The organism is Edaphobacter sp. (genome assembly GCF_035763405.1).
Lineage (GTDB): Bacteria > Acidobacteriota > Terriglobia > Terriglobales > Acidobacteriaceae > Edaphobacter.
The window spans coordinates 1-25,433 of the sequence record NZ_DASUBE010000011.1 but is presented as its reverse complement, the minus strand read 5'-3'; the positions used below and the strand labels follow the sequence as shown (position 1 = coordinate 25,433).

Here is a 25,433-nt window from a genome sequence, read left to right as displayed (position 1 = left end):
GAATGAGGTTGGCGATGGGCGCTGAAGAGATTTCGCTGCGCGACTATCGGGAGGGCGACCTGGAGGCGATGATTCGCGTCGATGAGGTGTGCTTTGCGGCGGACTTTCGGTTTGACCGCGCCTCGATGAGCGCATTTGCCGAGGCGCGCAATGCGATGGCCGTGGTCGCGGAGACGAGCGGCCACTGGATGGCCGGGTTTGCGATTGTTCACATGGAACGCGCGCCGGCGGGGCTGCGGGGATACATCGTCACACTGGATGTGCTGCCGGAGTACAGGCACGGCGGGCTGGGCGCACGGCTGATTGGAGAGATGGAGCGGCGGGTGCAGGCGACCGGCGCGCGGTGGATGGACCTGCACGTCTTTACCGGGAATGAGGGCGCGATCCGCTTCTATGAACGTTTGGGGTATGAGCGGATGGGGTTGAAGCATCGCTTCTATGGTCAGGATGGGCTGGATGCGTTTGTGTACCGGAAGGCGCTGGCGGTTGGGTAGGGACGGCTGGTGGAGTATCGATTCCCACCCATCGCATGAAGCCGTGATGGATGGGCACCCGGGGGTTCGTGGCAGGGTGGGAAAACGCAGATTCGCTTCGCGAATGACAAATAAATGCGGCGGAATGGAAGTACAAAAGAGCTGCGGGGCGGAGATGCAAAGGATGTCGTCTTACTTTTTGCCGAAGACGTCGCCCATGCGGCGGATCTGTGCGCCGACGCCGCGTAGTTTTTCCTCGAAGTGTTCGTAGCCTCGGTCGAGGTGGTAGACGCGGTCGAGGATGGTTTCGCCGTCGGCGACCAGGGCGGCGAGGACGAGTGAGGCTGAGGCGCGGAGGTCTGAGCACATAACTGCGGCTGATTGCAGCGGAGTCTTGCCGCGGACGGTTGCGGTGCGGCCGTTGATGGTGATGTTTGCGCCCATGCGGGCCAGTTCCTGCACGTGCATGAAGCGGTTCTCGAAGATGTTTTCGGTGACGATGCTGGTGCCTTCGGCTTGTGTGGCGAGCGCCATGAACTGCGCCTGCATGTCGGTGGGGAAGCCGGGGTACTCTTCGGTGGAGATGTCGGCTGCTTTGAGTTCGCCGCCGCTGCGCACGCGGATGTGGTCTTTGCCGACGTCGATGCGGACGCCGCACTGCTCGAGCTTGTGGATGAGCGCGCCGAGGTGCTGGGGTTCGCAGGAGTCGACGTTGAGGTCGCCGCCGGTGATGGCTCCGGCGATGAGGAAGGTGCCGGCTTCGATGCGGTCGGGGTTGATGCGGTGGCGCGCGCCGTGGAGCTTGCTGACTCCTTGAACGCGGATGGTGCTGGTGCCCGCGCCTTCGATCTTTGCGCCCATCGCGTTGAGCAAGGCGGCGAGGTCGGTGACTTCGGGCTCGCGGGCGCAGTTTTCGAAGATGGATTCGCCTTCGGCGAGCGTGGCGGCCATGAGGAGGTCTTCGGTGCCGGTGACGGTGATCTTGTCGAAGAGGATGCGTGCGGCTTTGAGGCGTGTGGCGCGGGCTTCGAGGTAGCCGTGTTCCTGCGTGATGGTCGCGCCCATGGCTTCGAGACCCTTGATGTGCAGGTCGATGGGGCGTCCGCCGATGGCGCAGCCTCCGGGCATGGCGACGCGGGCCATGCCGGTGCGCGCGATGAGCGGGCCGAGGACGAGCGAACTGGCGCGCATGGTTTTGACGATCTCGTATTTGGCGACAGGGTCGGAGAGCACGGCACACTTGATATGGGTGCGGTGCTGGGCGCGGCCGTAGCCGAGTTCGACTTCAGCGCCCATGCTGGTGAGGAGCTTGCGCTCGGTCTCGATGTCGCGGACCTGGGGGATGTTTTCGAGGATGACCTCGTCTTCGGTGAGGATGGCGGCGGCCATGCAGGGCAGGGCGGAGTTTTTTGCTCCGGAGACTTTGATGGTGCCGAGAAGCGGATTGCCGCCGCGTACAACAAACTTATCCATGACTCGATATTACGAGGTGCGGGCGTGGAAATGAGTAGCGGCCGTGGTTCGTGGATGTGGGCGCGGATTTATTTTTCAGGGCCGCCGTAGATGCCGAGGACGTTGCCTGCGGGGTCGCGGAAGCGGGCGGTGATCTCGCCGGGGTCGCCGCCGATGGGCTGGGTGATGGTGCCGCCGTTGGCGAGGATGCGGTCGATGGTGTCGGGGACGCTGTCGACCATGATGTAGATGAGCAGGCCGGGCATGGTGGAGGGTGGGTAGTTGAGGACGAAGGTGCCGCTGACCTCGCCGACGCCGTCGTCGAAGGCGGTGGAACCGTCGCCGCGTGTGCGCATCTTCCAGCCGAAGGACTGGGAGTAGAAGTCGGCGGAGCGTGCGATGTCGGTGGCGGGGATCTGGATGTAGCAGATTTTTCCATTGCTGAAGGTGGGCGGCATGGCGGTCTCCATGAGGTGGGCTGGTTGGAATCGACGACGTGAATCTTCTGCGCGATTTCCAGCATAGATCGTCCTGGGAATGGCCGCGTGCGATTTTATTGTCTAATGCAATAATATAGCGATTTAGCGGGTCAGTTGTTGATGATTCCATATGTGTTGCATGGAGTTTATGAATATGATGTATTTTATTTGACTCAATGAAAATAGCGAACGTGTGTTATTTTGGTTGGCGTCGCAGGTCTGGGAGGTTTTGGTGAAGAAGGTTTGCCGGGTTGGTTGGATGATGGTGGTCGGTTTGGTTGCGGCTGGCTCGGGAGCGGCGGCGCGGGCACAGGCAAAGATTGTGGTGGGGCCTTCGGTCACGATTGTGATGGCTTCAGGCGAAGCCGGACCGGTGCGGTTGGCGGTGGAGGATGTGGCGGCGGACTTTGAGAAGGTGATGGGCGCGAGACCGAAGATTGTGGAGAGCGCCGACGATGCTGGGCCGGTGGCTCTGCTGGTAGGAGAGGCGTCGAAGCTGCCTGCGGGGTTTGCGCCTGCGGGGTTGAGCGGGGCGGAGTCGTTTTCGATTGCGGCGAAGAAGGCGGAGCTGGGCGGGCGCGAGCGGCAGGTGATTGTGCTTGCCGGCGCGGACATGCGCGGGACGATCTATGCGGTGTATCAGTTTTCGCAGGAGTTTCTGGGCGTGGATCCGATGTACTACTGGACCGATCACGAGCCGGCGCGTAAGGCTCGGGTGGAGATTTCGGCTTCGCTCGACGAGGCATTTCCTGCGCCGGTGTTCCAGTATCGCGGGTTCTTTTTGAACGATGAGGATTTGCTGACGGGCTGGGCTCCGGGTGAGAAGAAGGACAAGACGGGGATTTCGCTGGCGGTGTGGAACAAGGTGTATGAGACGATTCTGCGACTGAAGGGGAATATGGTGGTGCCGGGGACGTGGATCTTTCCGGACGATCCGCAGGTGAAGCTGGCGGGCGAGCGCGGGCTGATTCTGAATCAGCATCACGCGATTCCGCTGGGGTTGAATGTGGCGCGGTGGCCGAAGGACGTTCCGTATAACTACTCGACTCATCCTGAGATTCTGGAGCGGGCGTGGAAGAATGCGGTGGCAGAGTATGACCCGCATCAGGAGATTCTGTGGTCGGTGGGGCTGCGGGGCTTGTCGGATGTGAGCTATGCATCGATGGATCCGAGCGTGCGCAACAACGATGTGGCGCTGGGACGGCTAATCAGCAAGGCGATTGCGGACCAGATGGGGATTGTGAGGGCGGCGCATCCAGACGCGAAGTTTGTGACCGACCTGTGGCAGGAAGGTGCGCGGCTGATGCATGAGGGCTACCTGAAGGTGCCGCCGGAGGTGACGCTGGTGTGGGCCGATGCGGGGTACGGCTACATGCTGGACGGTGGGCAGGTGTCGGCAGGGCAGGGCGCGTACTACCACGTGGCCATGATGAACGGACGTGCGAACCAGTTGAGCGAGATGGTGCCGCCGGAGCGGATCTACGAGGAGATGGGGCGGTACATCAAGGCCGGGGCGACGAAGTGTTTTCTGGTGAACACGAGCGACATTCGTCCGGTGACGATGACGACGCGCGCGGTGATGGACATGGCGTGGCGCGGCACGGCGGCGAAGGGTGAGGGGGATGCCGAGGCGTATCGCCGCACGTGGGCTGCGGATGAGTTTGGCGGGAAGGCTGCTCCCGCGGTGGCGGCGATGTACAAGGATTACTTTGCTGCCCCGGCGCACTTCGGCACGCCGCCGCTGGAGTATGGCGACAACCTCTATCACACGGAGGCGCGGCGGATGATGCTCGCGTACATGATTGATTTTCCGCTCTACAGCGTTCCGGGGCAGGCTCCGAAGTGGGAGGGGCCGCGGATGTCGGGCTTTGGGCCGGGTGGGACGACGGCGGCCGAGTGGCTGAAGGCGGAGACGGCTCGTGAGATTCAGCAGTGTGGCGACGCGCAGCCGCGATGGGATGCCGTGTGGCAGAAGGCGTTGGCGGCTGAGCCGCTGGTTGAGCCTTCGCGGCGGGAGTTTTATCAGGGCGCTGTGCTGACGATGATTACGATCAATCGCGAGAGCAACCGGATGCTGCTCGATGTTTCGCGGGCGATTGAAGCAGCGAAGAAGGGCGATATGGCGGCGGCTAAGAAGGAGCAGGCCGCGGCTGCGAATGCTCTGGCTGCGGTTCGCGCGGCACAGGCGAAGGCTGAGTATGGCAAGTGGAAGAACTGGTATAGAGGAGATGAGCTGACGGGTGTGTATCGCACCGAGCAGGTGGTGGAGGAGTTCGGCAAATATCTGGATGATCCGCAGGTGCATCTGCCGCCGCCGGTGATGTGGAGCGAGTGGGATGCGTACTACCACATCATGCACTATGAGGGGGATCGGTCGGCGGATGTGAAGTGATGGTCCGCCGGGCTTTTTCTTAAGTCCAGTTCGGGCATTGATCGCCACTTTCGCGGCGGCCGTGCGGTAGAGATACGTTTCGCGCTTTGCGCGAACATCCACCCGTGCGATGAGATTGCATGAATGGGGCACACGCCGTTCGCAGCACTTTGGCTAACCGCAGCCATTCGACTCATATTGTTTCCAAACAGAAGTGTCATCCGTTACATAAAATATAGGCTCCATCTTTTTATGTTCGATGATTTCAGTTATGCCGTTGACAGTGATCGCTTCGTAGGCTGGATAACCAGAGGGAAATCCTTGAGAGGAATTCTTTAGTTGGAGAGGCTCTTTACATCTCATTTTGCCATCTTCCTTCTTGAGGGCGTGCTCATTTTTGTCTCTCAATACAAATTGCGCATCGCGTCCCCACGGTAGAACGTAATAGTTCATTGTGAGAGAAACATCAGCACGCGTAAGCCCCGGAGGGAGTGTTATCCATTTCGGCAGCCTCGAATCACTCGACAACTGGAACGTGGATTCCGGGAGCATTTCGCATCCCTTATACGCAGCAAATACGAACGCTAACGCTATCACCAGCGATAGATACCTGAAACGCTGAAGCGGCGTAATCATTTGCCCGGATCCTCTACTTATGAATTACTCGGCGGTTAGGATACACTTGGCCACTGTCGCGCCGCATACCAATCTGGCGGGTGTGCCTTCTTCGCGACGGTTGTATCGTCGCTAAAGCAGATTTCTCGATGGTATGCAGCGAGAATCATGTGTCGGGCTTTCAGCCCTTTCATATTCTGCCATCATGAACCTGGGCCTCCGGCCCAAGCTGGTATGTTGTCGGGCCGTTGGCCCTTGGAAGGCTACTGCACAGCGATCGCAATTTGCTCTATGGACGCTCTGATTAAGTATTGGCGGCCACGGAATGAATCGGCGCAGAAAAGAAATACGGGGATTCTTCGCTACGCTCAGAATGACGGGGCAACCATCGGAGACTTAATCAGAGGTTCCCTAAAGTTCGAGGCGGGAGTCGTCGATGGCGAGGCGGACGTTGCCGTCGGATTGGGTGAGGCGGCGGACGGCTTCCATCTTGTCTACGTTGGCTTTGAGCATGACCACCGCGATGGGGATGGATTTGCCCGCGGATTTGATGGTGCGGATGGCGGTCTCGCGGTCGATGCCGCAGACCTTCATCAGGACGCGGATGCCGCGCTCGACCAGCTTGGTGTTCTTCATGTGTACGTTGACCATGAGGTTGTCGTACACGTAGCCCAGGCGGGTCATGGCGCCGGTGGTGATCATGTTGAGGATCATCTTCTGCGCGGTGGCGGACTTCATGCGCGTGGAGCCGGAGATGACCTCGGGGCCGACCTCGGCGACGATGGTGGTGTCGGAGACGTCGGCGAGCGCGGTATTGTGGTTGCAGGTGACGGCGGCGGTCTTGGCGCCGCGCGCGCGGGCGTACTCCACCGCGCCGACGACGTAGGGCGTGCGGCCGGAGGCGGAGATGCCGATGACGATGTCTTTGCGTGTGGGGCGGCGGCGTGCGATGTCGCGCTGGCCGATCTCGGGCGAGTCTTCATTGACGTCGGAGGCGGAGGCTAATGCCTTGGGTCCGCCGGCCATGATGTATTGCACCTGCGCCGGTTGCGTGGAGTAAGTAGGCGGGCACTCGGAGGCGTCGAGCGAGGCGATGCGGCCTGACGATCCCGCACCGACGTAGATGAGGCGGCCCCCGTCGCGGAGCGAGCGGGCGACGGTATCAATGACGACAGCAATCTCGGGCAGCGCCTTTTTGACGGCTGCGGCGATTTTGGCGTCTTCGTGATTGATGATGCGCGCGATGTCGAGGGCGGATTTGGTGTCGAGACCCTCGGAGGCGGTGTTCGCGGTTTCCGTGGTGAGACCGGTAAGGTCTACAGGCACGGGGCCGCGCGGTTCATTCTTCGATACGGATGTCGGTTCAAGCATGGTAAGGCTGGCCATAGAGTTCTGCTTTGCGTCGATTGCGGCCTTGTTTTGCCGCTTAGTTTGATTCTAGTCCTATCGCTGGCGGGAAGCGATAGAAAAGGTGATGGTTCGAATCGAACGCATGGTACTGCCGGGCATATTTTTATGCTGGAAACGGCTGCGCGATGGCAGTCGAAGTGCCCCTGAGCCGGTGGTCGGTGGCGCGAGAAAAAACATGGCCGTAACTTCTCCCCTGACTGTAAGATGCGGCGTATGCGAAAGAGTCATCTCAGATGGTCGGCAGTAATGGTTACGCTTGGGCTTGTATTCGCGGGCCCATGTCTGGTGGCGCAGCAGGCGATGGGTGCGGGGACGGACGAGGTCTTGCAGGCGCAACTGACGCAGATTGCCGCGCAACATCATGGCAAAGTGGCGATGTTTGCTGAGCAACTGAACACGGGCAAGACGGTCGGACTCGATCCCGATAAGCCGGTGCAGACGGCTTCGGTCATTAAGCTGACGATTTTGTTCGAGGCCATGGAGCAGGTGCGCGCGGGCAAAGCGCACTGGGACGAGCCGATTGTGCTGAAGCCCGGCGACGCTGTGAGTGGGTCGGGCGTGCTGATGTTCATGGATGCTCCCATGACGCTGACGCTGAAGGATGCACTGACGCTGATGGTGATCCTGAGCGACAACACGGCGACCAACCTGATGATCGACCGCTTTGGCGTGGATGCGGTGAACCAGCGCATTGCGTGGATGGGGCTGAAGGATACGCATCTGTACAAAAAGATCATGAAACCGGCGACTGAGCCGATGCCCGCAGACCAGCCGAAGTTTGGGCTGGGCAAGACGACGCCGCGCGAGATGGCGAAGGTGATGGAGCGGATTGGACGCTGCGAGCTGGCTGCGCCGGGCGAGCCCGCACTGCCGGGAGATGCGGCAATTTGCAGCGTTGCGCTGCACATGTTGCGCAACCAGTTTTATCGCGACACGATTCCGCGCTATCTGGAGACGCTGGACTCGACTGAAGAGGGTTCGGGCATTGCCAGCAAGACCGGCAGCCTGAATGCGGTGCGCAACGATGTGGCGATTGTGGCGGGGAAGTCCGGGCCGATGATTCTGTCGATTTTTACCTACGACAACCAGGACCATAGCTGGACGGTGGATAATGAAGGAGAGGTCACGATAGCCAGGCTGGCGAAGGCGATTGTAGAGCGGTGGTCGCCCGCAGGCATCGACGGCAAGACGCTGGTGCCGGGGCTTGGTCTCGCGCCCGTAGCCGGTGGCGGCATTGGCGCGTCTAAATAGTTGGAGGAACGGAAAAGAACGTGGACGATCAGGCTGGGAGGCAGCAGGAGTCGGCGGCGACGCGCAATGGATTGCGTGCGTGGGTACGCGACCTGGTGGTGGCGGTGGCGGTGTCGGCTTTTATCATTGTGTTTCTGTACCAGCCGGTGCGGGTGGAAGGCACGAGTATGCTGCCTCAGTTGCGGGACCAGGACAGGCTGTTCGTCAGTAAGATCGCTTATCACGTGGAGGACATCCATCGCGGCGATGTGGTGGTGTTCCTCTATCCGTATGACCACTCGAAGAGCTACATCAAGCGCGTGATTGCGCTGCCGGGGGACCATCTGCGCATCGACCATGGGCAGGTGTACGTCAACGGGAATGCCATGGTGGAGAAGTATGTCCCCAAACGGTTCGAGGATGATCGCTCGCTGCCGGAAGAGGTGATTCCACCGCATGAGTACTTCGTCATGGGCGACCATCGCTCAATCTCGAGCGACAGCCGCGCCTTCGGTCCGGTGCAGCAGAGCTTGATCTATGGCAAGGCCGCGTTTGTGTATTGGCCGATGGACCAGGCCGGGGTGGTGCATTGAGGCAGGGCGTAGGGAAGAGGGTGTAGGGAAGAGAAGGCTGGCTTCGCTAGCTGGGGCTTCAGAGAGTTCCCCAGCGAAACCGCAGGTCCTTCGACTCCGGCGGCAAAAGCGCCGCCTGCGCTCAGGATGACAATTCCTATAGCCTCTTTGGAATCTTTTTATCTTTGAGTGCTATTTCGCGTAGTAGCCGGTGCGGGCGCGGACGGTGAGGCCGGGCTGTGTGGTGCGGATGACGATCTTGCGGTAGGTGCCGTCGCGCACGGGGTTGGTGGATTGATAGGCGAGATCGTAGAGTGAGCGGAGGTCGTCGGCAATTTCGCTGAAGGCTTGTTTCAGATTGCTCTGTGCGTCGAAGGAGCGGCCGCCGGTCTGCTCGGTGATGTGGTCGAGCACGCGCACGCCGTAACGGTCGCGGGCGTTCATCTGGCCGTTGTGCAGCTCGGTGTAGCGGATGGCGTAGACGAGGACGTCGGCGTTCTGCGCGGCTTCGACGGCGTCGAGCAGGTCGTGTTCGCTGGAGTTCTCCTCGCCGTCGCTGAAGACGATGATCGCTTTGCGGCGCTGGTGGATGCTCGCGAGCTTTTCCGTGACCGAGTAAAAGACGGCGTCGTTGAGCGCGGTGCCGAGATCGCGTTCTTCTTTCGGGCCAAGCTCGGGGAAGTTGCGCGCACCTTTGTTGAAGGCGTGGATGCCGGAGAGGATCGCCGGCACGGACGCGGTGTAATCGCTGACCATGCGGAGATGGTTTCCGAAGCAGACGGCGAAGGCCTGGTCGTTGGGTTCGAGAACCTGGTGCAGAAACGTCTCGATGTCCTTTTCGTGTGCCTTGATGAACTTGTCCTGACTGCCGCTGGCGTCGATGATGAGGCCGATGGTGAGGGGGAGCTGCGTGTCGTGGAAGAAGAAGCGGATGGTCTGGGGCGCGCCGTCCTCGGTGACGGTGAAGTCGTTTTTGGAGAGGCCGTGGACGAGCTGGCCGCTCGCGTTGCGCACGCTGAAGTTGGTGTCGATGAGGTTGGTCTCGACCTTGATGGTGGGGAAGCTCTGCGCGTGAAGCGGAACGGTGATGCATGCGAGCGAGGCGAGGATGAGGAGCAGGTTTGTAGTGGTGGCGCGCACGAGGTCTCCCTGGCAGAGTCTGCGATGGAGAATGATACGGGATTGCTGGGCTGGAGGTTCAGTGGCGCAGAGGTTCATCGATCCCGTCCTTGTCGCGGTGAGACTGTGACAAGGACGGCGCACCCGAAATGTTGTGGCTATGCGCGAAGGCCCTTGCAGATTGGGTGCAAGGGCCTTCGTGTGCGTTGCCGGTGCGTCTATGCGCAGCCGTTGCGGATGATGTCGTGGAAGGATTTGGGGTCGAGGCTGGCTCCGCCGACGAGCGCGCCGTCGATGTCTTCGAGCGCGCAGAGGGCTGCGGCGTTGTCGGGCTTGACCGAGCCGCCGTAGAGGATGCGGGTGCTGGCGGCGCGTTCCGCGCCAAGGGCCTTGGCGATTTCGGCGCGGATGAACTTGTGCGCTTCGGCGGCCATCTCCGGCGTGGCGGTGAGGCCGGTGCCGATGGCCCAGACGGGCTCATAAGCGATGACGAGCGGTGCGGCCGCGGCGGCGTCGATGCCTTCGAGGGCGATTTCAACCTGGAGCTTGAGGACTTCGTTGGTCTGGCCGGACTCGCGTTCTTCGCGGTGCTCGCCGACGCAGACGATGGGGATGAGCGAGTGGGCGAGGGCGGCTTTGAGCTTCAGGTTGACGCTGGTGTCGGTCTCGTTGAAGTACTGGCGGCGCTCCGAGTGGCCGAGGATGACGTGCGTGGCACCGACGGCTTTGAGCATCAGGGGCGAGGTCTCGCCGGTGAAGGCTCCGTTGTCGTGGTAGTCCATCGTCTGCGCTCCGACCTTGACCTGCGTGCCTTTGGCGGCGGCGATGACGGTGCCGAGCGAGGTCATCGAGGGGCAGAGGACGACCTCAGCTTTGCTCTGGTTGGCGACGTGTGGCAGGAAAGAGTCGGTGAAGGCCGTGGCTTCGGCAGGGGTCTTGAACATCTTCCAGTTGGCGGCGAATAGTTTTTTGCGCATTTATTTTTGATCGTCCTCGATGCGTGGATTTTCTTCCCGCATACGGTTGTGGCGAGCGAAGCGAAATGCGGGGGTTCTTCGCTTCGCTCAGAATGACGGCTTGGGGTGGCCTATTTGTCGGTCAGCGCAGCCACGCCGGGGAGGATTTTGCCTTCGAGGTATTCGAGGCTCGCTCCGCCACCGGTGGAGATGTGCGTGATGCGGTCGGAGACGCCGGACTGCTTGATCGCCGCGACTGAGTCTCCGCCGCCGATGATGGTGATGGCGTCGCCGTTGCGCGCGACACAGTGGGCGATGGCCTGGGTGCCTTTGGCGAAGGCGGGCATCTCGAAGACGCCCATGGGGCCGTTCCAGATGATGGTGCGAGCCTCGGCGATCTCATCTTCAAAGAGCTTGATCGACTTGGGGCCGATGTCGAGCGCCATCATCTCGGGGTGGAATGGGGCGTCACCTTCGTGGAGCTGCGTTTTGGCGTCGGGAGCGAACTTGTCGGCGAGGACGTGGTCGATGGGCAGCAGGAAGCGCACGCCTTTGGCCCTGGCCTTCTCGAGCGCGGCTTTGGCTACGTCGAGCTTGTCGGTTTCGACCAGCGACTTGCCGGTGGTCTGGCCCTGCGCGTTCAGGAAGGTGTAGGCCATGCCTCCGCCGATGATGATGGCGTCGGCCTTTTCGAGCAGGTTGTCGATGACCAGGATCTTGTCGGAGACTTTGGCTCCGCCGATGATAGCGACGAAGGGCTTGTCCGGTTCGGAGAGCGCCTTGCCGAGGTAGTTCAACTCCTTTTCCATCAGCAGGCCGGCGGCGGAGACCTTGACGAAGTGCGTGATGCCTTCGGTGGAAGCGTGGGCGCGGTGGGCGCTGCCGAACGCATCGTTGACGTAGATGTCGCAGAGCGAGGCGAGCTTTTTGGCGAAGGCCGGATCGTTGGCCTCTTCTTCCGGGTGGAAGCGGAGGTTTTCGAGCAGCAGAGGCTGGCCGGATTCGAGGTTGGCCGCCATCTCGCTGGCGATCTCGCCGACACAGTTGGGCGAGAAGGCCACGTTTTCGTCCTCGCCCATGACGTGGTCGAGCAGCTTGCGCAGACGATCGACGATGGGGCGGAGGCTCATGGTGGGGACGGGCTTGCCCTTGGGGCGGCCCAGGTGCGAGCAGAGGATGACCTTGGCTTTGCGACGGAGCGCGTACTCGATGGTGGGGATGGTCTCGCGGATGCGGGTGTCGTCGGTGATAGTGAGGCCGTCTTTGGTCAGGGGGACGTTGAAGTCGACGCGGATGAGCACGCGCTTGTCGGTGAGGTCGAGATCACGGATAGACAGCTTCGGCATTCTTGATCCTTGAATTTGGTTGATAAAGCCATGATAGCGGGTCTCGGCCCCGGTTGTGCGGGGTTCGACCGATTGGCGGGAAAATCGTGGTGGCAGGGGCTACTCCGGGATGCAGGCGTCGGCTTCGATTTCGACGTGCCACCTGGGGCTGAGCAGCGGGGCGACGACCATTGTGCAGGCCGGCCGGATGGTGCCGAAGACCTCGCCGTGGGCGCGGCCGATCTCTTCCCAGTTTTCGGCGCGGGCGAGGAAGATGCGGGTGCGGTAGACGTGCTCGAAGGTGGCCCCGGCCTTTTCAAGCGCGGCCTTGATGATGGCAAGCGAGGCGCGGGTCTGGTCGGCGGGCGAGGCGTTGTCTGCGCCAACAGGGCCGGTGCCCGAGACGTAAACGTGGTTGCCGATGCGGACGGCGCGCGAGAAGCCGATGATCGGCTCGTAGGGACTGGTGCCTGGGATGTTCGTGCGGGTCATAAGTGTTTGGATTAAACTATTCCTTTTCTTGCTTCGTCTGATGTCGCTTCTTAGTTTCGCTGGAATGGCGAAGTTTTTCCGCATCCACGAGGTCTTGTGGACGTGCGGTGGCCAGCTTATTCGTAATGAGGTCTTCACAAGAGATGTACCGAACCGGGATCTCATCATCCACAAGGGCCGGTTCCGATGTCTCCCATGCCTGATCGAAGGTCAGGCCATCGATATTGAAACGTATGTCGATACGGAAAGGAGCCACGCCAATCTGAACGACTGTGGTCGGTTTGGCGAGATCAGCCGTGGTGATGTCGCCTAAGGGGACGCCGTATTCCGCCATCGCCCGAAAGACCGACGGTGCATTTTCGGGGTCGGGGCGCACAAAGAGACCCAAGTCTTTCGTTGTTCGCGGCTCTGTGTAGCGAGCATAGGCGTATCCGCCGACAATCATGTACCGAACATTACGCGCGTTGAATGCGCACAACAGATCTTTGAAGTCCTTGTGCATCCTTGACGAGGCCTTTCATTCGATACATGTCCAGGGTGAATTCCCAGGTCGCATTCATGCGCTCGGAGTCAGACCGGCTTTGCCAATAGAGGTACGTTTCCTCTTGCTGGGCGACAAGATCGGTGACTTTGCGGATAGTTTTATCCATAAGAAAACTGTGATCTATTTTACAGGTAGCGCGCTCAACGCGTTGTCAGTTCCATGCGAACAGCAACTCTCTTGAGGTCTGCTCCATCGGCGGTATAGCCATAGGCTCGATAACCCTCGACGCTCATTTGATGGCCAGCCGCGAATCGCTCGGCGGGCGGAACGCTTTGCCAGTAGCGGTATTCTTCGTCCTTCATCTCTTCAAAGCTGTTGAACTTGCGGATCGTTTTGTCCATAACGCAGCCCTCCTCCATTATATCGGTGCTACAGGTGCGCTTAAGCGGCGAAGCGAAGAACCTTGCCGCTACGTGCAAAATGCGGGGGTTCTTCGCTTCGCTCAGAATGACAAGCGTTGGGTGATGGTGCGCCTGGTTACAGGCCCTTCTTCACGAGGAAGAGGATCAGGTCGCGGACGCGGTTGGAGTAGCCCCACTCGTTGTCGTACCAACTGATGACCTTGCCCGTGTTGCCGATGACCTTGGTCAGCTTCGAGTCAACGATCGACGAGAGCGGGTTGCCCTTGAAGTCCGATGAGACGAGCTCTTCCGAGGTGTAGCCGAGGATGCCCTTGAGCGCGCCTTCGGACGCCTTCTTGAGCGCCTCGTTGACGGTCGCGGCCGTGATGGGCTTCTCGGTGGTGAAGGTGAGGTCGACGACCGAGACGTTCGGGGTCGGGACGCGGATGGCGAAGCCGTCGAGCTTGCCGTCCATCTCGGGGATGACGAGCTTGAGGGCCTTGGCGGCGCCGGTGCTCGACGGAATCATCGAAAGCGCGGCGGCGCGGGCGCGGCGCAGGTCCTTGTGCGGCGTGTCGAGGATGACCTGGTCGTTGGTGTAGCTGTGGATGGTGGTCATGATGCCGGTGGCGATGCCGAAGGTATCGTGCAGCACCTTGACGACGGGCGCGAGGCAGTTCGTGGTGCAGGAGGCGTTCGAGATGACGTTGTGCTTCGCCGCATCGTATTTGCTGTCGTTGACGCCGAGGACGACCGTGAGGTCCTCGTTGGTGGCCGGGGCGGAGATGATGACCTTCTTGACGGTCGAGCCGAGGTGGGCCTTGGCCTTGGTGGCGTCGGTGAAGAAGCCGGTGGACTCGACGACGACCTGCGCGCCGACCGAAGCCCAGTCCAGTTTGCCCGGGTCGCGCTCAGCGAAGACCTTGATCTTTTTGCCGTTGACGGAGATGAAGTCGTCGCCGTGGGCGATGTCGTGCTTCAGGTTGCCAAGGATGGAGTCGTACTTGAGCAGATGGGCCAGAGTGGCCGGGGTGGTCAGGTCGTTGACGGCTACGAACTCGATTTCGGGATTGTCGAGTGCACTGCGGAATACGTTGCGTCCGATACGGCCAAAGCCGTTGATACCTACCTTTACTGCCATGTTTTCGCTTGCTCCTGTTCCAGAGTAGTGCGCCTGGGGCGCGTTAACAAAGGTGTCTGATGATGCGGATGCTTCCAGAATAGAGCGCGGCGGAATCAGACGCACCCCATTAGAATGAAATGCTACTACCATCGTCTATTGGAATCAAACGAGCAGTGCCGTTTGTTGCAGGAGCGTGCGCAGATTTGCGGGCGGCTTCCGGCCTGTGTTACAAGCGAGACATGCGCGAGTTGCGCGATTGGATAAGCGAAAAAATGAGACGACGCCCTAGACGTGGCCCGAATAATTCGGAGTCCACGGGCAAAAGTGGACAAGAGCTGCCAGTGAATCAGCCTGCTCCCCTGAGACCGGCCTATCCGGACGATGCGCCGGCGCAGGCAGCGACTGACAGGCATGAGAGCGCGGCACCCGCGGTTGAAGCGGCTCCTGAACCGAAGATGGAGGTCGAGACCCAGCCTGAGTCGCTGGGAACACCGCCGGTCGAGCAGGTGGCGGCCAAGTCGCCCAAGGGCTACGTGGTGCTGGCGATTGGACTGCCTGGCTCCGGCAAGACGACCTGGTACAAACGGCGCGGAGTGACTCCGCTGTCGAGCGACCTGCTGAGGACGATCCTGTTTGACGACATCAGCGAGCAGCGGTATCAGGGGCTGGTGTTTTCCACCCTGCGGAGCCTGCTGCGCGCGCGGCTGATTGCCAAGATGCCGTGGAACTATGTGGATGCCACGAACCTTTCGCCGCATGAGCGCAGGCAGTGGATCAAGATGGCGAAGAGCTTCGGCTATGAGGTCCAGGCGGTCTTCTTCGACGTGCCGCTGGCCGTGTGTCTGGAGCGGAACTCGAAGCGCGACCGTCAGGTCTCCGACGAGGTGATGCACAAGATGGCCGAGCGGCTTAAGCCGCCGACCTTCAAGGAAGGCTTCGAGAAGATTACGGTCGTCCGCGTGAAGGGGCAGCCGGGAACTCTGCCGGTTGCCACTGGCGCCGACGCTGCCGGTTCTGCGGAGTAAGGCAGGAGCTTCTGTAACAGGCTAGAGTAGACAACATGTCCACGGCTGGCGTTGAGTTCGCGAAGGTGAGCTACACGTTGCCCGATGGGCATGTTTTGCTGCGCGAGATTTCGCTGCGGCTTGAGGCCGGAACGACGACGGCTCTGCTGGGCAGAAGCGGATCCGGCAAGACGACTTTGCTGCGGATGGTGAACGGGCTCAGAGAACCTTCAAACGGTGAAGTGCTGGTTGATGGAGTTTCTGTAAATCAATGTGAAGTAAGCTCACTACGGCGTCGAGCTGGATACGCGATTCAGGAGACTGGATTGTTCCCGCACATGACGGTGGAGCGGAATGCGGGACTGGCTCTGGAGCTGGCCGGGCGCTCAAAGGCGGAGATTGCGGCGCGAGCGAGCGAGGTGCTTGGGCTGGTGGGGCTGGACTTTGCGGAGTTTCGCGGGCGGTACCCGTGGCAGCTTTCCGGTGGGCAGCGGCAGCGGGTGGGGCTGGCTCGGGCGCTCGGGATGGACCCGGAGATTCTGTTGATGGATGAGCCGTTCGGCGCGCTCGACCCGCTGACGCGAGCGGAGATGCAGACGATGCTCAAGGGGCTTTTGCAGCGTATGAGGAAGACGGTGCTGCTGGTGACGCACGATCTGGATGAGGCGCTTTATCTGGCTGAACGGGTGGTGTTTCTCGATGCAGGGGCGGTGGTGGCGGACTTGCCTGCGGGAGAGGTTTTGCGGTCGGATAATCTTCATGTAAAAGATTATGTTGCCGCCGTACATCGCGCGGTGCCCGCATGATAGCCTTCCTGCGTGCGAACGGGTGGGAGATTGCGCGGCTGACGTTTGAGCATCTGTGGCTGACGGTCTTTGCCATGCTGATTGCCACCGGGATTTCGATTCCGCTCGGCATCGTGCTGACGCGACGGAAGCGGTGGGCTGGGCCGGTGATTGGCTTTGCGAATGTGGTGCAGACGATTCCGAGCCTGGCTCTCTTCGGGCTGCTGCTGCCGGTGCCGTTTCTGGGGGAGAATGCGGCGCGGCTGGCGATCATTGCGCTGACGGGTTATGCTCTGCTGCCGATCCTTCGCAACACCTACGCGGGAATCGGGAGTGTCGATCCGGCGCTGATCGATATTGCAAATGCCATGGGGATGAGTCATTTGCAGCGGCTATTTAAGGTGGAGCTTCCGCTCTCTGCGAGTGTGATTCTGGCTGGACTGAGGACGGCTACGGTGACGTGCGTGGGAGTGGCGACGATTGCGGCGGCGATTGGGGCGGGCGGGTTGGGCGAGCTGATCTTTCGCGGGGTGGCGAGTGTGGATAACGGGCTGGTCCTGGCGGGCGCGGTTCCGGCGGCTCTGCTGGCTCTGGTTGCGGATGCGGGGTTGGGGTGGGTGGAGCGGCGGGTGAGGGTGAAGCTTGCATGAGGTATACCCCCTCCCCCGAGAAAGTACTCAAAGTCCTTCTAACAAAGGAGTTAGGTTCGGACTATGGTTTGGACCTCGGACTGGACTTCGGCCTGGGCTTCGGGTTTGGGACAGGCTGGGTGACGAGGGCGTTGGAGGGGTTGGTTTGTCAAGCGTGGGCTCTTGCGTCGGGGTGGTATCTGGCGGGGGCGAAGGTCCGTGGAGCTACAGACGAAATGCGGGGATTCTTCGCTCCGCTCAGAATGACAACTGTGGCTGGGGTGACGACTCTGGCTGGGATGACAACCGTGACCAGGGTGACAACTGTGGCCGGGGTGCTTTTGATGAGCTTGTTGCTGGCGGGGTGTGCGCCGCCTCGGTCTTCGCGGATCGTGATTGGGGCGAAGAACTTTACCGAGCAGGTGGTGCTGGGGGAGTTGCTGGCGCAGGAGATTGAGGCGACGACCGGCGAGCGGGTGGACCGGCGGTTCTATCTGGCTGGGAGCTATATGTGCAATCAGGCGCTGGTGAGCGGGCGGATTGACGGATATGTGGAGTACACGGGGACGGCGCTGACTGCGATTTTGAAACAGCCGCTGCCTCCGGTGGGCGAGCGCGACGAGGCCACGGTGTGGGGCCGGGTGCGGGATTTATATGCGTCGCGGTATGGAGTGCGGGTGGGGCGCGGGCTGGGGTTTGAGGACACGTTTGCGATGGTTGTCAGGGGGGACGATGCGCGGCGGTTGGGGTTGAAGACCATTTCGGATGCGGTGAAGGTTGCGCCGGAGTGGAGGCTGGGGGTGGGGTATGAGTTCGAGGAGCGGCCGGATGGGCTGCGCGGATTGGAGGCGGCGTATGGGCTGCGGTTTCGGGAGGCTCCGCGGGTAATGGATCTGGGGCTGTTGTACCGGGCGCTGGCGGCGGGACAGGTGGACATGGTGGCAGGCAACTCGACTGACGGGCCGATACGGGCGATGGGCGATGTGGTGCTTGAGGACGACCGACATTATTTTCCGCCGTATGAGGCGGTGCCGCTGGTGCGGGAGGACTCGATTCGGCGGCATCCGGGGATTGGGGTGGCGATGGAGCGGCTGGCGGGGAAGGTTTCGGCGGAAGATGTGCGGGAGATGAACTACGCTGTGGATACGGAGCATCGGGACGTGGCGGAGGTGGTGAGGGAGTTTCGGAGGCGGAAGGGGTTGTGAATTAGCGGTGGAGTGCTTCCCTCAGGGGCTAAAGAGGGTGCTGAAAAAGTGTCTCGCCGGGAAGAAAGCGTACCTCAGCGGCTAAAGCCGCTTTGATTTTGCAGCGTTAGCGGCACGGCTGAAGCCGTGCCCTTAAGCAAAACTGACTTTTTCAGCACCATCTAAAGCCCATTGTGCTTTTGACGAGAATGAGAGGGCCAAGCATGAAGGCTTGGCATACCTGGAAGCAGCAAGAGAGGGCCAAGCATGAAGGCTTGGCGTACATGGAAGCAGCAAGAGGGGCAAGCATGAAGGTTTGGCGTACCTTGAAGCAGCAAGAGAAACGAGAGGGATTGTGCGATGAGTGGAGCTTATATTGAGCCGTGGTTGCGGGGGACGTTGACCGAGGTGGATGCGGTGAGGCGGCAGGTGCTTCATGCGCTGGAGCTGGCAGTGGAGGACGTGGAGAAGTGGTGCGCGGGGTTGACGGATGCTGAGATGAACGCGCGGCCGTTTGAGATTGCGCCGGTGGCGTTTCATCTGCGGCATATGGTGCGGAGTCTGGACAGGCTGCTGGCATATGCGGAGGGCGCGCAGTTGAGCGAGGCTCAGATGGTGGGGCTGCGGAGTGAGTTGGATGGCGGGGCTTCGGCTGTGGCTGTGCTGGCGGAGTTTCGGGCGGGGATGGCGGATGCTGCGCGGAGGGTGAAGGCGATCTCGCCGGACAGTTATGAGGCTCCGCGTGGCGTTGGCCGGAAGATGTTGCCGACGACGGTGGGCGGGTTGATGGTGCATTGCGCGGAGCATACGCAACGTCACGTGGGCCAGGCGGTGACGACGGTGAAGGTGGTGAAGGGGATCGAGGTGTAGGCGCTTCTTCGGAAGGCAGTGGGCGGGCTTATGTATCAGCTGACGAGGTGACCCATCTTTTCGCGTTTGGTGCGAAGGTATCGCTCGTTGGTGGGGTGGGCGGGGACCTCGGCGGAGATGCGTTCGGAAACTTTGATGCCAGCTTGTTCGAGCGCCTCGACCTTGGCGGGGTTGTTGGTGATGAGGCGGACTTCGGTGGCGCCGAGTTGTTTCAGGATGGCTGCGGGCAGCTCGAACTCGCGGCAGTCGGCTTTGTAGCCGAGCTCGAGGTTGGCTTCGATGGTGTCGAGGCCCTGGTCCTGCAGCTCGTAGGCGCGGAGCTTGGCCATGAGGCCGATGCCGCGACCCTCCTGCTGCTCGTAGAGCAGGATGCCGGAGCCTGCTTCGGCGATGGTGGCGAGGGCCAGCTCAAGCTGCTGGCGGCAGTCGCAGCGGAGCGAGTGGAAGACGTCGCCGGTGAGGCATTGGGAGTGGATGCGGACGATTGGAGGGGCAGTTTTTCCGTCGGCCGCAGGCGCGTGGATGTCGCCCATGACGAGGGCCACGGCGGATTCGGTGCGGGTGGGCGCGGGTGGAGCGGCGTCGTTGCAGGGAGAGGAGTTGTCGAAGGTGCCCTCGAAGCCGAGGATGCGGAAGTGTCCCCAGCGCGTGGGAAAGTCGGCGTCCGCAATCTTCTTGACGGTGCAGGGCATGGGTTGATTATACGTTTCGCGCTGCATGGGCATTGGATTCGCGGAGAGTGGGGTTCGATGCAGATGTGGGCGAGGGTTTACTTCCCACCCTTCGCAAAAGCGCGAAGGATGGCACCCGAGGGCTGCGGCGGGTGAAAAAGCAGATTCCTTCCCCTTCGACTTCGCTCAGGGTGCGGAATGGAAATGTGGAGTGTGCGGAATGGAAGTGCAAAAGCGGGACAAGTGGTGATGCCCCACCTTAGCGACGATGAAGCTGCCGCGAAGATGGGGCACCCGGTTTTTGTGTCTGTTCTTTGAAGGCTACTGGACGGGTTGGCCGTTCACCGTCATCTGGTTGATGAGGTCCTGGTCGTATTGTTTGACGCCGTCGGGGAGCGGGGCATAGTTGAGTGCGCCTGCTGCGGCCTGTCCGCTGGTGACGATGTATTGGATGAATTTTTTGAGTGCGCTGCGTTTGGCTGCGTCCGTGCCGTCTTTGGGGACGATCAGGAAGGTGAGGGTGGAGATGGGATAGGCATCCGGCGCGGAGGCGGGCGCGTTGACGATAGGCAGACGCGGATCCTTGTTGAGCTGGTCGTTGAAGGCGACGATGGCCGCAGTGGTGCTGGCCTCGCTGGGCGCGACATATTTGCCGGCCTGGTTGCGAACGCTGGCAATGGCGAGCTTGTTCTGCTGAGCGTAGATGAGCTCGACGTAGCCGATGCCGCCCGGCGATTGGCGAACCTGCGCGGTGACGCCTTCGGAGCCTTTGCCGCCGAGGCCGACGGGCCAGGAGACGGCGCCGCCGCTGCCGACTTTGGCGGCCCACTCAGGCGAAACGGCGGAGAGATAGGTGGTGAAGGCGGCAGTGGTGCCGGAGCCGTCGGTGCGGTGGGCGACGACGATTTTGATATTGGGAAGAGCGACGCCGGGGTTGTCCTTCTGGAGGATGGGGTCGTGCCAGGTCGTGATCTTGCCGAGGAAGATGCCGGCGATGGCTTCGGCGGAGAGTTGGAGCGGCTGGGTGACGCCGGGAAGATTGTAGGTGATGCAGACGGGACCGGCGGTCTCGGGAATCTGGAGTACAGGCTTCATGGTGGCGAGATCTTTGTCGGCGATGGCGTAGTCGGAGGCGCCGAAATCGACGGTGCCGGACTTGACCTGTTGCACGCCGCCACCGGAGCCGATGGACTGGTAGTTCACGTTGAGACCGGGATTCTGTTTGGCGAAGTCATACGTCCAGCGCGACATGGCCGGGTTGACGAAGGTGCTGCCCGCGCCGTTCAGCGTGACGCTCTGGGTCGTGGGGCCGCTCGATTTGCAGGCGGTAAGCGCGGCGGTGAGTGCGAGTGCGGTGATGGCCGCGATGATTCTGCCCGATCGTGGGCTCGATGTGTTCATTCATTCCTCCGGGGGTTCTGTTGCTATTGTGAACCGGCGGGGGTGCTTTGGAGGGGATGTTGCGTGTGATTTAACGGAGATTTCATACGGCGAAAGATGACTGTGAGAAGGGCGGGCTGGGCTAGAGTCTACTTCCCGCCCTTATAGAAGGGAGGATGGGCACCCGCAGGATTGCGGCACCTGAAGAGAAAACAGATTTCTTTCCCTTCGACTTCGCTCAGGGTGCGGAATGGAAATGCAAAGAGCGTGCGGATTTATTGCGGAGGCGGGATGCGCACGGTGTTGGCGCGGCAGGTGCGGATGGGTCCGCAGTCGATCGGTTGGAGCGATTTGCTGAAGCAGACTTCGACGGCGGTGAGGTAGTTGTTGCCGCAACTGATGGCGAGGCTGGATGCGGGGATGGATGGGTTGGCCTGGGTGAAGAGGCTGCGGATGTCGTCGGGCGGCAGGGAGAGTTGCTGGTTGATGGAGGCGAGCTGGTTGGGGATTTTGACGGAGTGGACGGCCTGGCGCGCGAGCTGGAAGAAGGCATCAGGCGCGAGGCTGGAGCAGGTGCCGTGGGTCTTCCACTCGTGTTCGAGCAGGCCCTGGTCGGGGTAGATGTCGGTGTATTGCGCCGGGTCGGCGGGGCCGGGAGCGTTGGAACAGTTTTCGGGATAGCCGCCGGTTGTGTTCTGCGGCCAGAGGCCGTGCAGGACGAAGGTGGCGTGTTGCGAGCACTCGACTGCGTCAGGGTGCGAGTGGCAGAACTCTGGCGACCAGGAGAGGTTGAGGAGGTAGTAGTCGAAGGTTTGCGGCGCGGCCGTATTGGCTGCTGTGGTTGCCTGTTCACTTGCTGGTGCTGAGCCGGATGGCATGACGTGGCTCAGGGACGTTGAGCGGCGCAGCAGGAAGAACGCGATGAGGAGGATGGCGAGGAGGACGTAGTGGGACTTCTTCATCATGGGTCGGCCTTCTGGTGATTGAGTTCCTTCTTTTGATGTCTCAAGCGATCAAAGGTGGGATAATTTCGGCACTCGGAATGGGGAGAAGGACTTGATGTGGGCCAATAACATTGTTCGAGCGACTCTCAACAAAATACTCCCATTCTTCGCGACTGTTCTGTTGACGTGCGCGCCGCCCAATGCGATTGCCCGGCAACATAAAGATGGTGCGGAGCAGGCATCGGTCTCGCGGATGTCGCCTATGGCAAAAGACGCGCATCCGTCCTTTGAAGTTGCCACCGTCAAGCCTGCCGATCCCAATGAAACCGGGAACTTCATCGTAGGCGGCCACCGCATTGTCATCGAGAGCCAGACGGTCAACGATCTGATCTCCTTCGCCTACGCGGTCCATCGAGAGCAGGTGGTAGACGGTCCGGCGTGGCTGGGGACCGAGCGGTTCGATATCGATGGACAAGCCGATCTGCCAGGCGTGGCAAACCTTCACCAGGTTCAGGAGATGTTGCAAAAACTTCTGGAGGACCGATTCGACCTGAAGCTGCATCGCGACAAACGCAACCTCTCCATTTATGCAATCAAGGTGACAAAGGGAGGCCCGAAGCTCGCGCACAGTGCCGAGAATGCCTACGGCCTGCCGACGCAAAGTGGCCATGGACAGGGCAGCCAACAACAGAGGAAGTTCACGAACAACTCGATGTCTGATTTTGCGCTCGGGATGCAGGCGTATCTGGACCGGCCTGTTGTGGATGAAACCGGACTCTCGGGCAGATACGACTTTACTTTGAAGTGGACACCCGACACTTCAGTTACGAGCGAAGCGAATGCGGCGCCGGGGATTTTTACTGCGGTTCAGGAGCAGCTCGGTTTGAAGCTGGAAGCGACGAAGGGGCTTGTCGATGTTCTCGTGATCGAGCACATTGAGAAGCCGTCGCCGAATTAGGGTGGTGAGTCTGAAGTTCGGCGGGATCAGTCGGGGCTGGTGATGCAGTAAACGTCGCGGTGGCGGGCGCCGGTGGTCATCAGATGTTCGATGTTTTCGACGGTCTGGATGTTGCCGCGCGCGCCTGCGGCGGTGCAGTTGAGCGCGGCGGCGGCGCAGGCGAAGTCGAGCTGGCGCTGGAGCGGCCAGCCTTGCAGCAGGGCGTGGATGAAGCCTGCGTGGAAGATGTCGCCTGCGCCGGTGGTATCGACGACGCGGACGTCGTAGGCGGGGGCGTGGCTGAAGCTCCGGCCGTCCCAGGCGAGCACACCTTCTTCGCCGAGCGTGGCGGCGGCGAGCGTGGAACCGTAGCGGCGCTGCATCTGGCGGAGCGCCGTTTCGAGGTCGGACTCGGCCATGAGGCGGCAGGGAAAGTCGCGGCTGACGATGAGGTAGTCGATGCTGCGGATGAGGTCTTCGACGCCGGGATAGAGTTCGTCGAGGTCTGCGATGACGGGGATGCCTGCTTCGCGTGCCCAGCGTGCGGCGAGCGTGGCGGCGGCGGTGTCGTAGCCATCGACGTGGAGGGCGCGGGCGGTGGTGATCCACTCACGGCGGAGGTCGGAGGGTGCGAGGCTGAGGCGCTCGTCGCGGCGGCAGAGCACGGTGCGCTCGCCGCCGCCATCGACGAGGATGAGCGACTGCGGGCTGATGCCGCCGGGGACGGTGAGGATCTGCGTTTCGACGCCGGCCTTTTCGAAGGCTTCGAGGTGGAGTTCGGCGGCGTGGTCGTCACCGAGCTTGCCGACGTAGCGGGTCTTCAAGCCCCAATGCTGGCAGGCGACGACGGTGGAGGCGACCTGTCCGCCGGGGAGGATGCTGGAGCCGGTGTACTCGACTTTGGAGCCGCGCGCGGGGAAGTTGGAGAGCGGGATGAGCGTGTCGGTGGCATTGAGCCCGACGCCGACCAGATCGACCTTCGACGAAACCGTCATACTTTGAGTGTAACGGTAGCGGTAACTTCTGCAAGGTTCCTTTAAGCTCAAGAGATGCCTTTGTATTGCGATGTCGCGTTGCCTGTGCCGCTGGACCAGTCGTTTACCTATGCGGTGAATGGTGCGGCTCCCGCGGTTGGTGCGCGGGTGCTGGTGCCGTTCAGCGGGCAGCGGCTGATGGGCGTGGTGGTGCGAGTGCATGAGGACGCTCCTGCGGCGGAGTTTCAGGTGAAGCCGGTGCAGCAGGTGTTGGATGACGCGGCGCTGCTGCCTGAAGAGTTGATGGAGCTGGCGCGGTGGATTGCGGCGTACTACGTGGCTCCGCTGGGCGAGGTGCTGCGCGGGATGCTGCCGCTGAGTGCGGAGGTGAAGCGGCATTTTGTATATCGGATTGCCGAGGCTGGGCGGCGCGTGTTGTATGAGGGCGCGGCGAAGGGGGCTTCGCGGCGGTCGCGTCTTTCTGCGGAGGAGCAGAACCGCGAGTATGCGGTGCTGAATTATCTGGAGAGCGGTGAGACTGCAAAGATGGCGGCGTTGCGGTCGGCGACTGGCGCGAATAAGGGTTTGCTGGAGGGGATGGTCCGCAAGAAGTGGCTGGTGCGTGAGGCGATGGCGGAAGAGCGCGATGCGCGGCGGCTGGAAAAGGTGGCGGTGCTGCGGGGATCGCTGGCGAGTGAGGAAAACCGCAGGTCCTTCGACTCCGGCGACAAAAGCGCCGCCTCCGCTCAGGATGGCAATTCTTTTTGTGGGTCGTTGGGCTCTGGCGGCAAGAACGCCTCTTCCGCTCAGGATGACAATTCTTTTTGCGGGTCGTTGGGCTCTGGTGGCAAAAGCGCCGCCTCCGCTCAGGATGACAATTCAAAATCTGAATCGCTGGTGCGGTTGCCGAAGTTGAATGAGAACCAGTTGGCGGTGATGGCGGAGCTGGCGGCGGTGGGTGGGCGGATGCGGGTGCGCGATCTGCGGATGACGCTGGAGCGCATGGGTGTGCCGGGTTCGACGCTGGGGACGCTGGTGAAGCGCGGGCTGGTGGCGATTGAGGAGACGGCGGAGGCGTTTCACTTTGGCGGCGTGGCGGCCGAGGGCAAGAAGCACGCGCATGAACACGATTTGAACGAAGTGCAGATGGAGGCGGTGGCGACGATTGCAGCGGCGCTGGCTGCGGGCGCGTTCAAGCCGCATCTGCTCTACGGCGTGACGGGTTCGGGGAAGACGACGGTTTATTTTGCTGCGATGCGGCGGGCGCTCGATGCGGGGAAGTCGGCGCTGCTGATGGTGCCGGAGATTGGGTTGACTCCGGCGATGACGGGGCAACTGGTGGCGGCGTTTGGGGATGAGGTGGCGCTGTTGCATTCGGCGCTGACGCCGGACGAGCGGGCGGAGCAGTGGCACAGGATTCGGCGTGGCGAGGCGCGCGTGGTGGTGGGGACGCGGTCGGCGGTGTTTGCGCCGCTGGTGAAGCTGGGCCTGGTGATTGTGGACGAGGAGCACGACGGCAGCTACAAGCAGGAGGAGACGCCGCGCTATCACGG

Annotated in this window: 26 protein-coding genes; 11 read left to right on the top strand and 15 right to left on the bottom strand. The window is 61.5% G+C overall.

The window, feature by feature from the left end:
• Positions 1-2: 2 nt before the first annotated feature.
• Positions 3-494, top strand: a complete 492-nt coding sequence (locus tag VFU66_RS01015) for a GNAT family N-acetyltransferase (RefSeq protein ID WP_326444366.1) — start codon at positions 3-5, stop codon at positions 492-494.
• A 171-nt stretch (positions 495-665) separates the two neighbouring features.
• Here the strand turns inward: VFU66_RS01015 and murA are convergent, their stop codons facing one another.
• Positions 666-1,946 carry a UDP-N-acetylglucosamine 1-carboxyvinyltransferase gene (gene murA / locus VFU66_RS01010; protein WP_326444365.1) on the bottom strand — a complete coding sequence of 427 codons (1,281 nt, stop codon included), beginning with the start codon at positions 1,944-1,946 and terminating at the stop codon, positions 666-668.
• Positions 1,947-2,014: 68 nt separating this feature from the next.
• Positions 2,015-2,383, bottom strand: coding sequence for a VOC family protein (locus VFU66_RS01005; protein ID WP_326444364.1), 369 nt, complete (start codon positions 2,381-2,383; stop codon positions 2,015-2,017).
• Positions 2,384-2,636: 253 nt separating this feature from the next.
• Between VFU66_RS01005 and VFU66_RS01000 the strand changes: the two genes are divergently transcribed.
• Positions 2,637-4,796 (top strand): glycosyl hydrolase 115 family protein, encoded by a 2,160-nt coding sequence (locus VFU66_RS01000; protein WP_326444363.1) that lies wholly within the window; start codon positions 2,637-2,639, stop codon positions 4,794-4,796.
• Positions 4,797-4,949: 153 nt separating this feature from the next.
• On the opposite strand, the gene VFU66_RS00995 is transcribed toward VFU66_RS01000, so the two are convergent.
• Positions 4,950-5,411, bottom strand: a complete 462-nt coding sequence (locus tag VFU66_RS00995) for a hypothetical protein (RefSeq protein WP_326444362.1) — start codon at positions 5,409-5,411, stop codon at positions 4,950-4,952.
• Positions 5,412-5,801: 390 nt separating this feature from the next.
• Positions 5,802-6,776: an N-acetylmuramic acid 6-phosphate etherase gene (gene murQ, locus VFU66_RS00990; protein WP_326444361.1), complete on the bottom strand. Its 975-nt coding sequence runs from the start codon at positions 6,774-6,776 to the stop codon at positions 5,802-5,804.
• Between the two features lie 270 nt (positions 6,777-7,046).
• Here murQ and VFU66_RS00985 point away from each other — a divergent pair, with 270 nt between their 5' ends.
• On the top strand, positions 7,047-8,051 hold the full coding sequence (locus VFU66_RS00985; RefSeq protein WP_326444360.1) for a serine hydrolase: 1,005 nt from the start codon (positions 7,047-7,049) through the stop codon (positions 8,049-8,051).
• Positions 8,052-8,071: 20 nt separating this feature from the next.
• Complete coding sequence (lepB, locus tag VFU66_RS00980) at positions 8,072-8,623, top strand: signal peptidase I (RefSeq protein ID WP_326444359.1); 552 nt, start codon at positions 8,072-8,074, stop codon at positions 8,621-8,623.
• 171 nt (positions 8,624-8,794) lie between these two features.
• Here the strand turns inward: lepB and VFU66_RS00975 are convergent, their stop codons facing one another.
• From VFU66_RS00975 to gap, 7 genes are all read right to left on the bottom strand, one after another.
• Positions 8,795-9,742, bottom strand: coding sequence for a VWA domain-containing protein (locus tag VFU66_RS00975; protein ID WP_326444358.1), 948 nt, complete (start codon positions 9,740-9,742; stop codon positions 8,795-8,797).
• A gap of 197 nt (positions 9,743-9,939) precedes the next feature.
• Complete coding sequence (gene tpiA, locus VFU66_RS00970) at positions 9,940-10,698, bottom strand: triose-phosphate isomerase (protein WP_326444357.1); 759 nt, start codon at positions 10,696-10,698, stop codon at positions 9,940-9,942.
• Positions 10,699-10,808: 110 nt separating this feature from the next.
• Complete coding sequence (locus VFU66_RS00965; RefSeq protein ID WP_326444356.1) at positions 10,809-12,023, bottom strand: phosphoglycerate kinase; 1,215 nt, start codon at positions 12,021-12,023, stop codon at positions 10,809-10,811.
• A gap of 99 nt (positions 12,024-12,122) precedes the next feature.
• Positions 12,123-12,494 carry a RidA family protein gene (locus VFU66_RS00960; protein ID WP_326444355.1) on the bottom strand — a complete coding sequence of 124 codons (372 nt, stop codon included), beginning with the start codon at positions 12,492-12,494 and terminating at the stop codon, positions 12,123-12,125.
• A 16-nt stretch (positions 12,495-12,510) separates the two neighbouring features.
• A complete protein-coding gene (locus VFU66_RS00955; protein WP_326444354.1) occupies positions 12,511-12,996 on the bottom strand; it encodes a nucleotidyltransferase in 486 nt (161 codons plus the stop codon).
• Positions 12,997-13,178: 182 nt separating this feature from the next.
• Positions 13,179-13,379: a hypothetical protein gene (locus VFU66_RS00950; protein WP_326444353.1), complete on the bottom strand. Its 201-nt coding sequence runs from the start codon at positions 13,377-13,379 to the stop codon at positions 13,179-13,181.
• 136 nt (positions 13,380-13,515) lie between these two features.
• Positions 13,516-14,520: a type I glyceraldehyde-3-phosphate dehydrogenase gene (gene gap, locus VFU66_RS00945; protein WP_326444352.1), complete on the bottom strand. Its 1,005-nt coding sequence runs from the start codon at positions 14,518-14,520 to the stop codon at positions 13,516-13,518.
• 323 nt (positions 14,521-14,843) lie between these two features.
• Between gap and VFU66_RS00940 the strand changes: the two genes are divergently transcribed.
• The 5 genes from VFU66_RS00940 (at position 14,844) to VFU66_RS00920 (ending at position 18,974) form a co-directional block, all read left to right on the top strand.
• The gene (locus VFU66_RS00940; protein ID WP_326444351.1) at positions 14,844-15,527 is read left to right on the top strand and encodes an AAA family ATPase; all 684 of its coding nucleotides are present in this window, start codon (positions 14,844-14,846) and stop codon (positions 15,525-15,527) included.
• 35 nt (positions 15,528-15,562) lie between these two features.
• Positions 15,563-16,312, top strand: coding sequence for an ATP-binding cassette domain-containing protein (locus tag VFU66_RS00935; RefSeq protein WP_326444350.1), 750 nt, complete (start codon positions 15,563-15,565; stop codon positions 16,310-16,312).
• On the top strand, positions 16,309-16,941 hold the full coding sequence (locus tag VFU66_RS00930; RefSeq protein ID WP_326444349.1) for an ABC transporter permease: 633 nt from the start codon (positions 16,309-16,311) through the stop codon (positions 16,939-16,941). Before VFU66_RS00935 ends, VFU66_RS00930 begins: the two co-directional genes overlap by 4 nt.
• Positions 16,942-17,264: 323 nt before the next feature.
• A complete protein-coding gene (locus VFU66_RS00925; protein ID WP_326444348.1) occupies positions 17,265-18,125 on the top strand; it encodes a glycine betaine ABC transporter substrate-binding protein in 861 nt (286 codons plus the stop codon).
• A gap of 339 nt (positions 18,126-18,464) precedes the next feature.
• Positions 18,465-18,974 carry a DinB family protein gene (locus tag VFU66_RS00920; protein ID WP_326444347.1) on the top strand — a complete coding sequence of 170 codons (510 nt, stop codon included), beginning with the start codon at positions 18,465-18,467 and terminating at the stop codon, positions 18,972-18,974.
• Positions 18,975-19,009: 35 nt separating this feature from the next.
• Here VFU66_RS00920 and ribA read toward each other — a convergent pair whose 3' ends face one another.
• The 3 genes from ribA to VFU66_RS00905 all read right to left on the bottom strand — a co-directional run bounded on the left by ribA (position 19,010) and on the right by VFU66_RS00905 (position 21,990).
• Positions 19,010-19,666 (bottom strand): GTP cyclohydrolase II, encoded by a 657-nt coding sequence (ribA, locus tag VFU66_RS00915; protein WP_326444346.1) that lies wholly within the window; start codon positions 19,664-19,666, stop codon positions 19,010-19,012.
• 300 nt (positions 19,667-19,966) lie between these two features.
• Positions 19,967-21,046 (bottom strand): phosphate ABC transporter substrate-binding protein PstS, encoded by a 1,080-nt coding sequence (pstS, locus tag VFU66_RS00910; protein WP_326444345.1) that lies wholly within the window; start codon positions 21,044-21,046, stop codon positions 19,967-19,969.
• A 254-nt stretch (positions 21,047-21,300) separates the two neighbouring features.
• Positions 21,301-21,990: a ribonuclease T2 family protein gene (locus VFU66_RS00905; protein WP_326444344.1), complete on the bottom strand. Its 690-nt coding sequence runs from the start codon at positions 21,988-21,990 to the stop codon at positions 21,301-21,303.
• A 241-nt stretch (positions 21,991-22,231) separates the two neighbouring features.
• On the opposite strand from VFU66_RS00905, the gene VFU66_RS00900 reads away from it, so the two are divergent.
• Positions 22,232-22,927 (top strand): TIGR03435 family protein, encoded by a 696-nt coding sequence (locus VFU66_RS00900; RefSeq protein ID WP_326444343.1) that lies wholly within the window; start codon positions 22,232-22,234, stop codon positions 22,925-22,927.
• Between the two features lie 26 nt (positions 22,928-22,953).
• On the opposite strand, the gene VFU66_RS00895 is transcribed toward VFU66_RS00900, so the two are convergent.
• On the bottom strand, positions 22,954-23,901 hold the full coding sequence (locus tag VFU66_RS00895; protein ID WP_326444342.1) for a carbohydrate kinase family protein: 948 nt from the start codon (positions 23,899-23,901) through the stop codon (positions 22,954-22,956).
• Positions 23,902-23,955: 54 nt separating this feature from the next.
• On the opposite strand from VFU66_RS00895, the gene VFU66_RS00890 reads away from it, so the two are divergent.
• A partial coding sequence (locus VFU66_RS00890) for a primosomal protein N' family DNA-binding protein (RefSeq protein ID WP_326444341.1) occupies positions 23,956-25,433 on the top strand: 1,478 nt, incomplete at its 3' end.